Origin of the sequence: Acinetobacter sp. C26M (assembly GCF_023702675.1) — a bacterium.
Classification (GTDB): Bacteria; Pseudomonadota; Gammaproteobacteria; order Pseudomonadales; family Moraxellaceae; genus Acinetobacter.
In genome coordinates, this window is sequence record NZ_CP098478.1 from 1,609,329 (window position 1) to 1,626,761 (window position 17,433).

Annotated in this window: 12 protein-coding genes and 1 pseudogene; 12 read left to right on the top strand and 1 reads right to left on the bottom strand. The window is 38.0% G+C overall.

The features are described from left to right. Positions 1–177: 177 nt before the first annotated feature. The 11 genes and pseudogenes from NDN11_RS07230 (at position 178) to NDN11_RS07280 (ending at position 13,920) form a co-directional block, all read left to right on the top strand. Entirely contained in the window at positions 178–750 is a 573-nt protein-coding gene (locus NDN11_RS07230) for a hypothetical protein (RefSeq protein ID WP_251111235.1), read from the top strand. Between the two features lie 245 nt (positions 751–995). Continuing rightward, positions 996–2,411: an OmpA family protein gene (locus NDN11_RS07235; protein WP_251111236.1), complete on the top strand. Its 1,416-nt coding sequence runs from the start codon at positions 996–998 to the stop codon at positions 2,409–2,411. Positions 2,412–2,589: 178 nt separating this feature from the next. Continuing rightward, on the top strand, positions 2,590–3,642 hold the full coding sequence (locus NDN11_RS07240; RefSeq protein ID WP_251111237.1) for a DUF1311 domain-containing protein: 1,053 nt from the start codon (positions 2,590–2,592) through the stop codon (positions 3,640–3,642). A gap of 82 nt (positions 3,643–3,724) precedes the next feature. Further along, complete coding sequence (locus tag NDN11_RS07245) at positions 3,725–4,498, top strand: Rossmann-like and DUF2520 domain-containing protein (protein WP_251111238.1); 774 nt, start codon at positions 3,725–3,727, stop codon at positions 4,496–4,498. 87 nt (positions 4,499–4,585) lie between these two features. Beyond that, positions 4,586–7,195: a type VI secretion system Vgr family protein gene (locus NDN11_RS07250; protein ID WP_251111239.1), complete on the top strand. Its 2,610-nt coding sequence runs from the start codon at positions 4,586–4,588 to the stop codon at positions 7,193–7,195. A 1-nt stretch (position 7,196) separates the two neighbouring features. Then, positions 7,197–8,105 carry a hypothetical protein gene (locus NDN11_RS07255; protein ID WP_251111240.1) on the top strand — a complete coding sequence of 303 codons (909 nt, stop codon included), beginning with the start codon at positions 7,197–7,199 and terminating at the stop codon, positions 8,103–8,105. Between the two features lies 1 nt (position 8,106). Beyond that, a complete protein-coding gene (locus tag NDN11_RS07260; protein WP_251111241.1) occupies positions 8,107–10,860 on the top strand; it encodes a T6SS effector BTH_I2691 family protein in 2,754 nt (917 codons plus the stop codon). A 10-nt stretch (positions 10,861–10,870) separates the two neighbouring features. Then, complete coding sequence (locus tag NDN11_RS07265; protein WP_251111508.1) at positions 10,871–11,617, top strand: putative type VI secretion system effector; 747 nt, start codon at positions 10,871–10,873, stop codon at positions 11,615–11,617. Next, positions 11,610–12,364 (top strand): annotated as a pseudogene (locus NDN11_RS07270) (putative type VI secretion system effector). Before NDN11_RS07265 ends, NDN11_RS07270 begins: the two are co-directional and overlap by 8 nt. Next, on the top strand, positions 12,357–13,112 hold the full coding sequence (locus tag NDN11_RS07275; protein ID WP_251111243.1) for a putative type VI secretion system effector: 756 nt from the start codon (positions 12,357–12,359) through the stop codon (positions 13,110–13,112). The pseudogene NDN11_RS07270 and the gene NDN11_RS07275 overlap by 8 nt, the downstream one beginning before the upstream one ends. A 34-nt stretch (positions 13,113–13,146) precedes the next feature. Beyond that, positions 13,147–13,920 (top strand): putative type VI secretion system effector, encoded by a 774-nt coding sequence (locus tag NDN11_RS07280; RefSeq protein ID WP_251111244.1) that lies wholly within the window; start codon positions 13,147–13,149, stop codon positions 13,918–13,920. Positions 13,921–13,986: 66 nt separating this feature from the next. On the opposite strand, the gene trmB is transcribed toward NDN11_RS07280, so the two are convergent. Then, the gene (gene trmB, locus NDN11_RS07285) at positions 13,987–14,703 is read right to left on the bottom strand and encodes a tRNA (guanosine(46)-N7)-methyltransferase TrmB (RefSeq protein ID WP_251111245.1); all 717 of its coding nucleotides are present in this window, start codon (positions 14,701–14,703) and stop codon (positions 13,987–13,989) included. Positions 14,704–14,885: 182 nt separating this feature from the next. Here trmB and NDN11_RS07290 point away from each other — a divergent pair, with 182 nt between their 5' ends. Continuing rightward, positions 14,886–17,324, top strand: coding sequence for an ExeM/NucH family extracellular endonuclease (locus NDN11_RS07290; protein ID WP_251111246.1), 2,439 nt, complete (start codon positions 14,886–14,888; stop codon positions 17,322–17,324). Positions 17,325–17,433: the final 109 nt, after the last annotated feature.

Genomic DNA, 17,433 nt, shown 5'->3' on the forward strand with positions numbered 1-17,433 from the left:
TAAGACGATGAAGTCTTATTCTGCTTTGTAAAGTGTGATGTAGATTATTGTATTTAAATTTTACAAAATAGATAAAAACAAAAAAATTAGATTAAAGTAAGAAAATAAATGAGATGTGCTTTACATAAAATTATAAAAAACGAGAAATAAATGAGTTAAATCATTGGAGCTAAACATATGGCTATAAATCCAATGGAGCTACTTAAGCAAAAAGTATCCTCTATTATTGTGAATGACCAAACTTTTTTGGTGAATGAGAAAAATGATGTTTTATCCAGATTTTATCCCATTTTTCTGCATCGTTTTTTGCAAAAACCAGAACTTGTTGATCAGTTAAAAGAGAAGCTAACACCTTCTGTTTTTGACCTGTTGGAAGAAAATGAACGGGTAAAAAATGCATTACTCTTGAGGTTAGCAGCAGGCAAGGTTTCTGTTGCAGAGGTAGAAATCACATTAAATCGGGCAATTCCGAAAAGTCTGGCGGTACTTTCAAATGAAGTCGGCAATGATGCAATAAGCATTATTCATTACCTACGTGAACATCAACAATCTATTCATGCTTTATTGCCAAACTGGTCTGAGGAAGTACTTGCATTGTTAGATGAAGTTCCAATTGTAGCTGAATCCTTGGAACAAGTTACTGAGCCAGTTGAGATCGCAACCGAAAAGAAATCCTATCGGTTATTTCCTTTCCTGACGCTCATTTTCGCCAGTTTTTCCTTACTTTTTCTATATCAATTAAGCAAATAAAAATGTTTTATGAGTGATGAAATTATTCGCTATGGCAGTACTTACAATTCAAACCAGTAATAAGCTAAGGTCAATTGGTTTTAGCCAGGTTTGTAAAGTGTGATGTAAGTATTGTATTTAAATTATATAAAAACGAATAAAAAATACACAATTGATTAGAATAAAAAAGCGTCAGCTTGCTTGTGTTCTGCATATTTCTTAAGCGATCTGAATATTATAAATTTAATGTGTTGGAGTGAATAACAATGTCAATAAACCCAATCGAACTACTAAAGCAAAAAGTGACTTCTGCAATTGTAGGCGGTCAAGACGGTTTAGCGAACGAGAAAAGTGCGCTGCTATCCAAATTTTATCCGATTTTTCTTTCAATTTTAGCCGCGAAACCTGAGCTAATCCAAAAACTAAAAGAGTCTATTTCACCTTCATTATTCGATTTATTTGGTCATAATGATCAAGTCAAAAATGCGCTGTTATCCAACCTAGCGGGCGGGCAGCTTCCGACTGCTGAAGCAGAGCAAACCATAAATCAAGCACTTCCAGTAAGCCTTGCTGCTTTAACAAGTGAAGCGGGTAATGATACTCAAAGCATTGTCAATTATTTAAAACAGCATGCGGACACCATTCGCTCACTTTTACCTGCATGGGCAGTCGGGTTGCTTGCGCCATTAGGGCTGGTATCAGGTACGTCTGCTTCAGTTTCTAATCTAGCCAATAATGCAGCCGCTACGGCAACTAAATCACGTGCTTGGTTGCCGATAGTGGCAGTGATTATTTTAGCGCTTTTGGTGGCATGGTTATGGAAGTCTTGTCAGCATAAACAGATGGCTGTTCCTTTAAATAATGACAATTCTGCTGCATCACAAGTAACCTCAGATGCTGCACCTGCGAGTTTAGCATTAAGCACGGATGCCAATGGTAATATGGCCCAATGTCAAGTCGGTGTGGGGGACCAAGGTTTCTTGGCGAGTATTCAGGCCAAAGTTAAAGAAGTTTTTGCTTCAAGTCAGGATTGTACAGTAGACACTGCTACAACGCATGCAGCTACATTTACTGATCAGACTGGTCTAGCGGGCGTAATAGGGCTACTTAAAGGCGTTCCAAATGTTTCATTGGATTGGGTAGGCGACAAGATTACTTTGAAAGGTGCTGACGCAACCAAACTGAATGAGCTACTTGGTAAAATCAAAGCGCTTGTACCAAATACAGAGGTGGTTGTAGAAGCACCTGTCAGTGCAGCTGATTCTGTAAGCAATAGCTTAAATGCAGCCCAAGATGCTTTGGCAAATATTGATACTAATCAGGTTGATATTAATGCTGTGATTAAAGCTTTAAATCTACAGATTATTAATTTCTCAACAGGTTCGAATCAGATTCCAGATGAAAATAAAGCCATCTTGGATAAAGCAGCAGCTTTAATGAAAAATATCAAAGATGCAAAACTAACTGTTGCAGGTTTTACCGATTCAACAGGTAATGCTGACAGCAATAAAGCGTTATCACAAAAGCGTGCACAAGCAGTGGTGGATTATTTGGTCAGCCAAGGCGTTGATGCGGCTCAACTTACAGCTGTAGGTCATGGTGCAGATAATCCTGTTGCAGATAATGGGACAGAAGAAGGGCGTTTTAAAAATCGTCGTATTGAGTTTTCAATTACACCTTGATTAACTGCTTGTTGATTTAAAGGAGTTATTATTGCAATAACTCCTTTTATTTTAATTGCTTATTTGAATGAATAAGATTTTAGATCTGATCGTTTGAATAAAATCATAGAAAAGACTCGAAAGTATAGTTTTAAATTGAGTAGAATGTGCTCGAAAAACAAGATAATAGAGCATTAATATGAATAAGTTTTTTATATTCACAACATTAACTGCAGCTGTTTTACTAACAGGTTGTGATAAATTCAAACCAAAAGATAAAGTTGAAGATACCGATGCTGCAGCTGTTGCTGAGTGGAGTTGTACCAATCAAGATAACTTGAATAACATTCAGGCGGCACTAAAGAAAGCATATTTAAAACAAATTGAGCGTAGTTTACGTGAAAGTGAATATCAGGCCGACTACGATATTTTAGACAAGATCAATAAAGGTTTGAAATTCGAGATCAAAAATGTCCGTACATTGGATGCAGCTGAAACAGAGCAAACTTCAAAGACCCTATTAAGTTGTGAAAGCCAGTTGGTCGTTTCTTTCCCTCAAGGCTTACAGAAACGTGCAGAGAATGCTTACCTCGAAGAACAAAAATACCAACACGATGGTGAGGATGAAGATCCAAGAACGTATACCTTAAGTGATTACTTCTCGGATGGAGATTACCCACTAACGCTCGAAAATGATCAGTTACGTGGTGAGTTTTCTTATAATCTAACCAAAACTGATAAAGATGGCTTAGTTTTCAATATTCCAGATCAAAATTCTGTGATCGATGGCGTGGTCTTTATGGCAACCAAAGCTGTGCAATACGTCGCTTACTTAAAAGAAAATCGTTTGATGGAACAAAGTAGTGAAAAAGCACAGCAAGAGTATGATGCGGAATCCTCTGCTCAAATGAATTTGGCACAAAAAGCAATGGATATTCGCAAGAAAGAACTTGATGCTGAAAAATCAAAACAGGTTGAACGTTTAAACCAAACTTGGGATAAATTCGGCCCTGAACAAAAATCACAATTGCAGCAAGATCAAGCAGATTGGTTTGAAAAGCGTGATATCGACTGTAAGGTACTCTCACAGAAAAACGTGTATGATATTCCAGAAAAAGATCGTGAGACTTATCAGAAACAATCCAGCTATTGGAATGATGCAATGCGTCAGCAAGACCAAGAGATGCAGTATACTAAATGCTTTACTCAACGTACCATTGAACGCATTGTCTATCTGAATAATGTCAATTAAGTGATCAGTAAAGAAAAGGGCGAATTGATTCGTCCTTTTTTTATTGGCATGCTTAAGCAATTACGATGAATAGAAAGAGATTATGCGAATTACATTGATTGGTGCTGGCCGTGTTGCGACACATTTAGCCAAGGTATTGCAGTTAAAGCATCAAATTGTTCAGATCTTGAGCCGAGATTTACAGCATGCCCAGACACTAGCAAATCAGGTTAAGGCACAAGCAATTAATGAGGTTCAACAGCTTGATTCGCAAACAGACTTAGTCATTATTGCGGTGAGCGATCAAGCAATTTCGAGTGTGATTGAAGCCATTACTCAATATTTACCTGATAATCTTATTGTTCATACATCGGGTAGCACAGATTTAGCGATACTTGAACAGAGACATCCGCGAGCTGGGGTTTTTTATCCCTTGCAGACTTTTAGTATGGAAAGAGCTGTGAATTGGAGGGGCACCCCTTTATTTGTTGAAGCGGCTCAGCAAAAGGACTTAACCTTATTAACCGATTTGGCAAATAGTTTAAGCCAACGTGTTTATCAATATAGTTCTACACAACGGCTGACTTTACATTTGGCTGCAGTGTTTGCTTGCAATTTTAGTAATTATTGTTATGACATTGCCAAGCAAGTGGTTGATGCTGAACAGGTTGATTTTAGTTTGTTATATCCTTTAATTTTAGAGACTGCAAATAAAGCGACGACCAATAATCCCAAGGATATGCAGACAGGCCCCGCGATGCGAGGCGACCAAAATATATTAAATATGCATCGCCAATTATTGGCAGATTCCAATCGGATTGACCTACAGGATATATATCATTTAATGAGTGAATCTATTTTAAAACGCCATCATTAAATCGGTTTAACAATAATTATACAAAATAGACAAATCAGTCTGTTTTGTATACCATGGCTAAAATTTGATTTAATTTTATATAAAAAGATGTTGGTTAATATATTTCAAGCTTTAGACAATTTAGGTTTGACTGCACAAAAACGTGCTATTCATATTCAATTTTCTAATCAAAATTTAAATTCGCAGGTTTTTCTGCAACGTATTGATGGTCAGCATCAACTGAATGATGGATTTAAGGCAGAATTGATCTGCCTATCGACCAATGCCACCATTCCGCTGAAACAATTTATTGGTAGCCAAGCAGCGGTTGATAGCGTGACCGATCAAGGTCAATTGACCCGTGTCACAGGCATTATCACCCAAGCCTTGCAAGGACAATCCGACGGTAGCTTAACTTTATATAAACTGACTTTAGAAGACCCAACCGCACTGTGGAAACAACGCCGTAACAGCCGCGTCTTCATGAATAAAAGTGTGCGAGATGTGGTGGAAATCATCTTCAAAGAGTGGCAGAGCAAAAGCCCCTTATTTGCATCAAGCTTAAGTTTAGATTTAAGTGGACTGAGTCAGGACTATGATGTCCGTCCCTTTATTATGCAGTCTAATGAAAGCGATTATGACTTTCTCACCCGTTTGATGAGAAGTGAAGGGATGAATTGGCTTATTGACGAAGCTGAGCGAATCGTTGCACTCAGTAGTGCTGCGATTCAGCCGCAAAAACTACGTTTGATTGATGACAATAGCCAGTATCAAGCCTTAGACCGTCGCCATATTCGCTACCACCGCAGCAGTGCCACTGAACAATACGACAGCATGACCAGTCTGGTTGGACAACGTTCATTACAACCGAGCAGCGTCCATGTACAACGCTGGCAAGCAGATGCACTTGAACAGGAAGATGGTGCAGGCAGTGTGCAGAGCACACATACGCACAGTGATCAGTATGACAATGCCAGTCTAGGATTAGAACAGGCATGGCACTTTTCACCAGCGTGGATGCAAGACCTCAATGGTGAAGACGGTGCTACCCAATCGGGCAATGCACAGATCGAAAAACTGAATCAAAATCTCGGTCAATACTACGACCTACAATCAAAGCAATTTACAGCCAATACCACAGTCCGCGATACTCATGTCGGTTACTGGTTTGAATTAGCTGAACACCCTGAAATTGATCAACATGATGGTGCAGACAAAGAATTCCTGATCACAGGCAAAAACTTTTATAACCAAAATAATTTACCTAAAGATCTATATCAACAGATCAATCAACTCTTAGCACAAAGTAATTGGCAACCAACACAGCAAAGCAACACAGAAGAACGCCAAGCCAATCAGCTCATCCTGCAACGTCGTAGCATCAAAACCGTACCTGAATATCACCCATTACAACACCGTCCAGCTGCTTCACCGCAACGTGCCAAAGTGGTTGGGCCAAGTGGAGAGGAAATCCATGTCGATGAATGGGGCCGTATAAAAGTCCGTTTCCTGTTTACTCGCAATGACGATCATAGCCATGATGGTGGTGCAGGTAGTAATGACAATGACACCGACTCTGCTTGGGTCGATGTACTGACACCTTGGGCTGGTGAAGGCTATGGTGCACGCTTCTTGCCACGTATCGATGAAATCGTAGTGATCGACTTCTTTGATGGCAATATTGACCGTCCCTTTGTAGTGGGACGCATTCACGAAGCACAACGCAGCCCAACCAAGTTCGACAATGCAGGTAAACTGCCAGACACCAAAAAACTGGCAGGAATCAAATCGAAAGAATATCAGGGTGAAGGTTTTAACCAACTGCGTTTTGATGACACCACAGGGCAAATCAGCGCACAACTACAAAGCAGCCATGCAGCGAGCCAATTGAACCTAGGAAAGCTCAGCCATCCCAAAGACAAAGCCGAAAGTGAAGATCGAGGTGAAGGGTTTGAGCTGCGGACTGATCAATGGGGTGCAGTACGTGCAGGTGAAGGTCTTCTTGTTTCCACGCATAAACAGGATCAAGCGCAAGGTGAACACCTTGATGCACAACCTGCTAAGCAACAACTTGAGGGCAATCAAAACAATGCCAAGGCACTGAGTGAAGTTGCTAAGAATCAGCAGACCGATGAAATAGAATCGTTGGATCAACTGAAAGCTTTTGCTGATGAAATTGAAGCTGATATTGCCAAGTTTAATAAAGCGATGCTGTTACTCAGTTCACCTGCGGGAATAGGTCTAAGTACCAGTGAGGATATTCATTTATCAGCAGATGGACAAATTAACCAGTTTGCGGGCGACAGTATCAATGTAAGTACGCAAAAGAATCTGGTGGCGCATGTGAGTGGTAAAGCGGGTCTGTTTGCCGCGCAAGGTGGGATCAAGCAAGTTGCGGCAAAGGGTAAGTTTGAGATGTTGGCACAGGCTGATGGAATGGACTTACTGGCCAAACAAGGCATCCAGATTATTTCGACCGAAGATCGAATTGAAATTACCAGCCCAAAAGAGATTGTGATTACTGCTGGCGGTTCTCAGATTAAGCTGGATGGTTCGGGTATTTTTCCCACCACAGGTGGCAAGTTTGAGGTGAAGGCGGGACAACATTTGTTTATGGGTGGAGCATCGGTGAATGTCCCTGCAATTGATTTACCAGATTGTTCTGCGAAGCAGGCTGATGCGGCAAAAAATGGTTCAGCAAAAGTGATATTAGACTAGAATGAAGTTTTTACTGCCAAAAGAAGAGATAGCTTCTGAAAATTTAAGTGAATTAATCGCTGATTTGTTTGAACAAAATGGTCATGTCACTTTTTTATGTGATGAAACTTTATTAAGTGGTTTTTTTGATGAGTTTGTTGATGAGTTAACAGATTATGAATTAGAGCCAATAGAGATTGCAGCTTCTAAAAAGAATAGTCGTCCAGCTCTTTTCTTTATAAAGATAAAAGTAAAAGAAGATTTACAACATTCATTAGATTTTATCATTCAAACTTTATTTATGAATTTGGATCAAAATGAAGATGGCTATTTTATTCATGGATTTGGAAAAGTTGATGATCTAAAAAACAAAGTTCAATTTTTTAAAAAGCTTGTTATTGCGAAAGATACAAAGAATAAATTTATTTTTCGGTGGTATGACCCTCGTGTGTTGGTTTATTTACCTGCAATTATTAATAAAAAAATTGAACGAATTGAAGCATTTTTAGAGGATTGGCATTTTGTTTTTTTTAATGGTTTGTATGATGTGAAAACTCAGGAAAAAAGGGCACTTTTTCCACTTACTTTTACAAATGACGAGTCAGCAAAACTAGATTTAATTGAGCTATCGAATACAGTGATCAAGCAATCTCTTATATATGATGAGCAATTATCGATTCGTCAGGATGAGATATTAGAGTCACTTCATCAAGCGATAAGGCAATATGGAATTTTACATGTAACTGATCTGATTGCTTATGGAATGTATTCCGTTATTTTGCATAAAGATTTTATGAGAAGTTCGCGAGTATCTTCAATAATTAGTCATTATTGGATTGAGAGATTGGAAGCAAACTCTTTTACAACAGCGATGGACTATTTAGAAGAAAATCAATATTCACAAGTTACACAAGAATGTGAAGAGGGCTAGCATGGCTAATGATAAACCAACTTTCGCAAATAATATAAAAAAGTTTGGGACAGTTGACCAGCAACAGAAAAAACTAACCCAGACTTTAGGTGTCAGCCCAAATCCGAGCAAAATTAGCCAACAGGCTGCTGCATCCACAACTCAGAATAATAAAATTCCAGTGACTCAGGTCGCCAAAAAGGAATGTACTAACTTTTGCCGACCGACGGGTATCAATATATTACCACTTAAGTATTCGGTGGCGCGTTTGGGTGTGAAGCCATTACCTGCACAGTTAGGTACAAATGTCACTAATGTTGCACTTAAGGAGTATAAATATACAGTTCGAATGATTGACTCGGGGTATATTTATTTATTGATCAAAAGAAAGTCTGGAAAGAAAGAGTGGGTTGCCTACATTACCAATAAAAAAGGATTTCATCAGGAGTTTCCTATAGGTAGTAAAGCGCCTCTTGTGGCTCAGGATTTTGCTTGTAATAAAGCAGGGCATAGTGCTAATGCCTCTTTAATTACGATTCCTTCAGTAAATAATGATGATGCCCAGACGGTCTATTTACTGCATGCTCATGCACCACTCAGTCAAAAAATGAGAACGCAGTTTGAAAAAAATGCTGATCAATATGCAACTTCAGGTTATTGGCAAAAAATAGATGTAGCAAAAGGAGCTACTCAGCAACATTGTCTTTCTGGTGCCCAATTAACTACGATAGCGATGGCATTAGATAGTTATGGTTCTGCTCGATGGGGAGCAATAAACAAGAAATTTAGTGAGAAGCCGAAAGAGCATATTGGTGTTGCCTTATATGATCCGATTGGAATCACCTCTAAGTTAAATGAAGATCGTAATATATTAAGTTTTCAGGGAATTGATAGCTTTTTAAAAGAAGATAAAGATGGTTTTAGCAATGAACATAAGCTTCAGACCATGACTTTAATTGATAATATGAAGCAAAACTTGGTTGCAAATTCCATTCAAGCAAAGTTCAAAATTATTGATTCAAATGAACAGCAAAGGAAGAAAATTACAGATCCATATCTACAAGCAGCGATTCAAAGAGCTGAACGTATGGGCGATAAAAAAGGACTCGAGAATCTAAAGAATGTCGAAAAAAATGCGCCTGCAAAAGCTGCAGCTGAACTTGGGAAACAGAGAGCAGAGGCTGTTAAAAAAGCAACTGTAGATGGCAATAATGCATGGAAAAAATACCAAGCACAGTTAGATATGAATGGCTTGGAGAAGTTCCGTAAGGACGTGGATAAAAAATCAGAAGAGAGTTACGCTGCTGCAGCTCGGTATGTAGATGATCATTATAACTGGCTGGTTTCTTCTAATCTTTTAAAAGGTCTATTCTATTTTGACCAAAGTGAAGAATTGAAACAGGGGAAAACACCGAAAGAAAGCAATGGTTTTATTTTCCATGCAGTCATTATGGACTTAATGTATGGCATGAATTTATTGCAAAAAGGGAAAGATTTACTGAATAAATGGATATGTGAAAAAAAGGTTTCAGATAAAAACTTATTCCTGAGAGCATATTGTTTTAACAATAAACGGTTAATAGATGAATATGCCAAGATTTTTGAAAGTCCAAGTTCAACAAAAGATTTGCTGGATTATAGTAAACAGAGTTTTGGTGTGTTTACCGCAGCCGATGCAGCCTTTGATAGTTGGTTAGGCAGTATTGAAGGGAAAAAGTTTATTTCAGCACAAAACTTTAAGTTACCAGAGAAGCTACTCTACTGGATGTCTTTGATGTTGAATACAGCTCTAAAAGAGTTTGGTGATATCCGCTTAAAAACTTTACATATTAGTCAAATTACGGTTATGGCGACGCAAGGTGCACAACGTCATACGGCTCAATTGCTTTATTTAAGATCAGGGAACTTAGCTCAACAGGTTCCGTTGATGCGCTTGATGTATAACCTGGAGTTTAGAGCCGCTGCAATTGCAGCTTTACCGCAAACTGGTACGACGTATACCTACCGTAATACCAGAGCAGTGGAAATTAAAAACTCGGTATCATTAGCGATTAAAGGGCAACCGGATATTACTAAAAATCGAATACTTGCTATTGTAGGTATTTTTGAGTTGCTGAATTTTTACTTCCAATATGATGCTTGGAAATCTGATATTAAAGATAAACCAGAGCTATCTGTACAATTAGTGGGCTCGATGTTCTCGGTATCTGCTGTTGCATTTGATATGTTAGGTGAGAGTTGGAGCCGTAAAACTGTCACAGGTGCAGCAGCTTCTGCGGCGGCATTTAGATTGACTGCTGGAAGTCTTGGTACATTAGGTGGAGTAACTGGTTTATATGTAGATTCAAAAACCTTAAAAGAGACAAACTCAGTTGTTATCCAAACAATGTTATTTACTAGAATTTTGATCAACTTAGGCTTATCAATTGGACAGGCAGGCGTATTAGCTAGTGCTATTTTACAATATAGTAAAAATGCAGTAATTAAAAGAGTTTTAACTAAATTCACAGCGAATGCTCTAGTTGCATTTTTAATGGGTGCTCGAGTGATTGCTGGATTAAATTTATTAACATTAGGCTTAATTAGTGCAGAAATTTTACTTAAAAAATATGTTTTGGATGATGCAATGGAAGACTGGTGTCAGAAAACCGCATTTAAGTTAGCATCTGACCCTAAAAAAGAGTCTATATTTAAATCTACATCCAGGAATGAGAAGAAGTTCAAAACTGTAGATGAAGAATATGAAGAGTTTATGAAAGCGATAGTGAGCGTTTAAAATGTATGAGATGTTGAAATTTGAAGGTCGCATTCAAAGATTAGAGATTTATGATGACTCTTTAAGTGCATTTGGAAAATCAGGTGATGCCCAAGTTGCAGCTTCAGCAATTCTAAGTGGTGTAGCAGAAAGTGTTTCATTGTCTGCACAGACGGTATTTCTCGCTTCACGTAGTCGTTTACATGTTAAGACAGTGGTTATGGAAATAGCTGGTAAAGTTTGTATTGGCCAATTTCATCGTGGGTTGTTTGAACAGAATGAATATGTCATTTGTGTCGTAAGACGGCTTGAAAACAATTTCTATGAGCTTTATTCGGTATTGAGCCCTAAAACAGGCTTACTTCATATGCAGGTTGGGATGGGAGCTTCTGTTAAAGCTCATCAGACTTCTATAGCTAAAGGTAGAAATGTCTGGTACGCGATAACAGTTTTTTTGGGATCTTTAATTTATTTTTGGGCAAGAGGTTTTAATCAGGTTGATATATTAATTTTTTTAGGAGTGGCTATTTTATTTTATTTTATTTTATTTTTTATTATAAAAAATGCTTCAAATTCATTAAAACATTTTTCAGAAAAGTCAGAACAGATTTTTGCTTTATATGGATTTAAAGACCCTCAAGAAGTTTTCTTATTACCAAGTCGCTACATGAGTGAAAAAGATCACTTATTGCTTGAGTCTGTATATGAATATAGAAAAATTATTGAAAGTGATCCATACCCAGAAAGCTATATAGAGCAAAAAGAACGGAATGTATGATTTACTAAAAATCGAAGGTCGCATTCAAAGATTAGAGATTTATGATGATTCTTTAAGTGCATTTGAAAAATCAGGTGATGCACAAATTGTATCTTCAGCAATTTTGAGTGGTGTAGCAGAAAGTGTTTCACTCTCAGCACAAACTGTTTTTTTAGCTTCAAAAAGCCGTTTACATGTGCAATCTATTGTTATGGAAATAGATGAGAAAGTTTGTATAGGTCAATTCCATCGTGCTTTATTAAAAGAAAATGAGTATGTAATTTGTATAGCAAAAAAACTTGAAAATAATTTGTATGAACTGTATTCAGTATTAAGCCCGAAGACAGGCCTGTTGCATATGCAGGTGGGAATGGGGGAGTCAGTAGAAAAAAATAAAAAGGGTCTCAAAAAGGAAGGGTTAATATATTATGGAGTGGTATTTTTTTTATTTTCCATAATTTTTTATGGGCAACTGGTATTAATAGTGAGAATTTATTTTTTTGGTTAATTATATCGGTTTTTGGATATATAGTTATAAATTATGTTGTTAAAAAAGCTGGAGAATCATTAATATATTTGTGTGAAAAATCTGAAAAAGTTTTTAATATTTATGGTTTTTATAATGCTGATGATTTATCTTTGTTGAAATCTCGTTATATCAGTGATGAGTATAAGTTGTTATTGGAGTCAGTTTATGAATACCGCAAGGTCATTGAACAAGATCCATACCCAGAAAGCTATATAGAGCAAAAAGAACGGAATGTATGATTTACTAAAAATCGAAGGTCGCATTCAAAGGTTAGAGGTTTATGATGACTCTTTAAGTGCATTTGGTGAGTCTGGTGATGCTCAAATTGCAGCTTCTGCAATTCTAAGCAGTGTAGCAGAAAGTGTTTCATTGTCCGCACAGACTGTATTTCTCGCATCGCGTAGCCGTTTACATGTCAAGTCAGTTGTTTTGGAAATAGATGAAAAAATTTGCATCGGCCAGTTTCATCGTGCTCTATTCGAACAGGAAGAGTATGTTATTTGCATTGTAAGACGGCTAGAAAACAACTTATATGAGCTTTATTCTGTATTGAGCCCTAAAACAGGTTTGCTTCATATGCAGGTTGGGATGGGAGCCTCACCTAAGCCTCATAATATTTCAGTTATGAAAGGTGGGTTAGTTTGGTATTCTATAACCATAATCATAACAAGTTTTATTGTTTTATTAGCTCGTGGAATAAATTTAAATACATTATTAATTTTAGCCTTTGTATTTATTTTATTCTACTTTATTTTATTTTTTATTATTAAAAATTCTTCAAATTCACTAAAGCATTTGTCAGAAAAATCAGAGCAGATTTTTTCTTTATATGGATTTAAAGATCCTCAAGAGATTTTTTTATTACCAAGTCGCTACATGAGTGAAAAAGATCATTTGTTGCTTGAAGCAGTATTTGAGTACCGTAAGGTCATTAAAGAAGATCCATACTCAGACAGTTATATAGAGCAAAAAGAACGGAATGTATAACTAGCTAAAATTAAGGTTATTTAAGGTAAATCATTTGAAACTAAACTTAAAGCTTGTTCAAGGTCCAATTCACTCTCTAGAGAAAGCCAAGTCCAAAATTCCTGTAAATCAGAATATTAGTGGGATTGCAGCAGGCACCGCTTTTGCAGGTGTACTTGCTGGAAGTAGTTCATTGCTTACAAGCTCGCCTATTTTATTAATGGCTGGAAAAGCAAAAGATGGTATAACTTTTATTGGTGAAATAGAGGGGTGTCCTTTGCTAGGACAATTTACGACGGTACGTTTTAAAGAAAATGATGAATTGATTGCTGTAATTAATGATAAGCCTGTAGATGGACGTTATCAGGTCTATGCCATTATTGATCCTAAATCCGGCTTATTGTATATGATCTATGAAATGGGGCGTTCTGTAAAAATGGGTTATAAAGCGATTATGATGCAGACCTATTATTTTAGTATTGCATCATTTGGCTTGTTTTTAATTGTACTTATATTTAGTTTTCTTTTTTCTTTTGATTATTCCGTTGAACGTATATTGTTTTTCTTTCAGGCAATACTTATCGCATTTTTTATTTCAGTTTCATTTTCTGCATTTATAAATTATTTTAGTTTTCGAAAATCTTATGAAATTTTTGGTGAGTTATCCGAACAAATATTCGAAAAATTAAATTTTGAATATCCCAAAGAGCAGGATTTTTATAATGACTTTTTGACTGATGATGGCGTTCAGATTAGTGTAATGAAATATCGTAATAAGTTAAAAGGCCAAGATCCCTATCCAGAAGATTATTTTGATAAGAAAGCATAGCATTTAGATGCTTAGCAATAAAAAAGCCACTAAACAATGAGTGGCTTCTTTAAAAACTAAATCGACTTATTTGATTTTCTTAAAAATAAAATCATTGATCTTGTGACCTGATTCAAGACCACGACGTTCAAATTTAGTCACTGGACGCCATTCTGGGCGAGGGTAGCTATTACCTTTACCTGCCAAGTTTTCCATATCTGGACGGTTATCTAGGATATCAAGCATCCACTCTGCATATGGTTCCCAGTCAGTTGCTGCGTGGAATGTACCATCAAGCTCTAACTTCTGTTCAACCAGTTGCATGCGCTCATGAATAACGAAGCGGCGTTTAAAGTGGCGCTTCTTCTGCCACGGATCTGGGAAATAAAGCTGTACACAGTTAATGCTGTTATCAGGCATTTCACGTAACACTTGGATTGCATCGGCATCCAGTACAAATAAGTTCTTTAAACCTGCCATACCCGCTTCATAAACACACTGTGCGATACCAGGCACATGAACTTCGATTCCGACAAAGTTACGTTCAGGATTGGCTTTCGCCATTAACACCAATGAACGGCCCATACCAAAACCGATTTCAACAGTTAATGGACGTTCAGGATGTTCAAAGTGTTGACGTAAATCGCCAACAGGATATTCCAAAATTAAATCACGATAATCTTCTAAAGCAGTACGTTGTGAAGTATTGAGCGGAGCTGAACGACGCATAAACGTCACAATTTCACGGTGCTCAGGCAAATTGTCGAGTTCCGTAATTTGCGTTTCTAACTGATCGTTTGACATGATTCTGGAGATATAAATATAGAAATGCCGTATTTTAAGTGTTCAGGTGGTCAAGTCAAACTTTAAGTGATTTTATTTAGCCGATCATTTCTGAAATTGCTTAAAATTTGTCAAAAAATCTTCATGTAGCTGTCACAGAAATTGCATAGCCTAATTACAATTTTAACACTAAGTAAAAAATGATGAACAATTTTAAATACCATTCGATTGCCATTTGCCTAGGTTTATTAGGCGCGTCTTCAATGTTTTCAGCTGCACATGCACAACTGATGTTTAGCCAGTATGTCGATGGCAGCAGCAATAAAAAGGGACTGGAAATCTATAACCCCGATGCTACAGCGGTGAATTTAGCGGATTATGAAATCCAGCAGTTTAATAATGGCGGCACGGTTAAAACCGTCGCTTTCCCATTACAAGGCACTTTGGCCAGTAAGCAAAAATTCCTGATAGGTCGTTCAGAATTACAGGCACAATTGGGCGATAAGGTTAATCAAGTCGCTGGATTATCTTTTAATGGTGATGATGCCATTGTGTTGTTGTATCGCGGTACACCCGTAGATCGTTTTGGTCGTATTGGTGAGCGTCCAACGGCAGGTTGGGGCACAACGGTATTCAGTACTGCGAACAGCTTTAAACGCATTCAAACAGATAATCCTGTAGTGAGTGTTGACCCGACCAGTCCATTTGACCTTGACCAATCTTGGCAGGCATGGACAGATCGAAATGATTTTTCGAATTTAAGCGGTTCAACCACCACTCCACCTGTAGATGCAGTTAGCTGTAGCAGTAGTGATACGCCGATTTCCAGTTTAGCCGAGTCAGCTCAGAATCAAAACTACACCATTCGTGGTGTGATCACAGCTGATTATCGTTATAGCAATGGTTTCTCAGGTTTCTATGTACAAACGCCTGATAGCAAAGCCACGCCAAATGTCAGCAATGCAATTTTTGTTTATATCCCTGCAAGTAGTGCAGTCAAAGGTGGACAGGTTGGTGATGAAGTTATCCTGCGTGGTCGTTTAACCAGTTATCAAAACCAACTTCAATTGGATCAGTTGCAGCAGGATATTAAGACCTGTAACCAGAATATGGCATCGTTGATTCAACCACTGGACTTAAACTTGCCATTTAGTAGTTTGACCGATACAGCGGGGAACTCGCCTAAGCGTTATCAAGGGATGTTAGTGAAATTACCGCAAACGTTGACGGTAAGTGAAAACTATAATTTTGGTCGTTATGGTGAGCTGTCACTAAGCCTTGGTCGCTTATTTATTCCAACCAATCTTTATCCTGCACTTTCAAATGAAGCCAAGGCTTTAGCACAACAAAATCTACTTTCTAAGATTATCTTTGATGATGGTTATAACAATCAAAACCGTGCACCGTGGTTGCCACAAAACTTTAGTGCTTTAAATACGCTGCGTTCGGGATATCAGTTAAAGAACGCACAGGGTATTTTGGAATACCGCTTTAATGCTTGGCGTGTACAACCGATTGCAGGTGCAAACTTGCCAGAAGTGGTAACCACCTCCAATCCGCGTTCAACGATTGCGGCTAAACAAAGTAAACATATTCGCGCTGCGGCATTTAACGTGCTGAACTATGACAATGGCAAGAATGGCTTCCCAACGGAACGCGGTGCCAATAGTCAGGCTGAATTTGATAAACAACATGCCAAAATCGTCAACGCATTAAAATCAATTGATGCTGATGTCTATGGTTTGATGGAAATTGCCAATAATGGTTATGGCAGTGATAGTGCGGTTGCTAACCTGACCAAAGCTTTAGGGGCAGACTGGAAATATGTGATTCCAGAAGGACTTAATCAGTTGGGTACAGATGTGATTGCAGTTGCAATTATTTATAACAGCAAACGTGTTCAGCCAGTGAATAAGCCTGCTGTATTGGATTTAGGGGATAAAAGCCGTTCAACCATTGCACAATCCTTCAAACCTGTACAAGGTGGACAAATCTTTACCGTGATTCCAAATCATCTTAAATCGAAGAGCTGTCGCGGTGTTGATGAAAACTCTCTCGATGCAGATCAACGTGATGGACAGGGCTGTTGGAACCCAACCCGAGTGAAAGCGGTTGAGCAACTCACCCAGTGGATTGCCAAGAATCCGACTCAAGTGAAGAATCCGAACATCTTACTGTTAGGTGATATGAACAGTTATGCCAAAGAAGACCCAATCCTCAGCTTTGAGAAAGCCAACTACAAAGTATTGCTGAATGACAGCAAAGTGGGTGAGGGTAATAAAGCTTATAGCTATGTGTTTGGTGTGGCGAGCGATGCCGATGGTTATGGCGGAGCAGGTAACCTTGATCATGCCATTGCCGACGCCAATCTATATAAACGTGTGATCAAAACCTTTGCATGGCATATCAATGCTGATGAACCAACGGTATTGGACTATAACGAAGAATATAAAACTGATGAGCAAAAGGCTTTGTTCTTCTCGGCAGATGCATATCGCTCTTCAGATCATGACCCTGTGATTGTAGATTTGGATATGAAAAGCTCGGATTCTCAACTTGAACCAAGTAATCCGAAGAATATCATCGTTGAATTTTTAAACTCATTATTTGAATGGTTAGGCAAACTTTTTGGTCGAGCGTAATCCATCTTCCGTGACATTGTTTGGTTTGTTTTTTCATAAATTAATCAATCGTCACGGAATATAACTTGCAAGGCAGAAAAAAATTCATTAATAGTAGTGGAGTAGATGT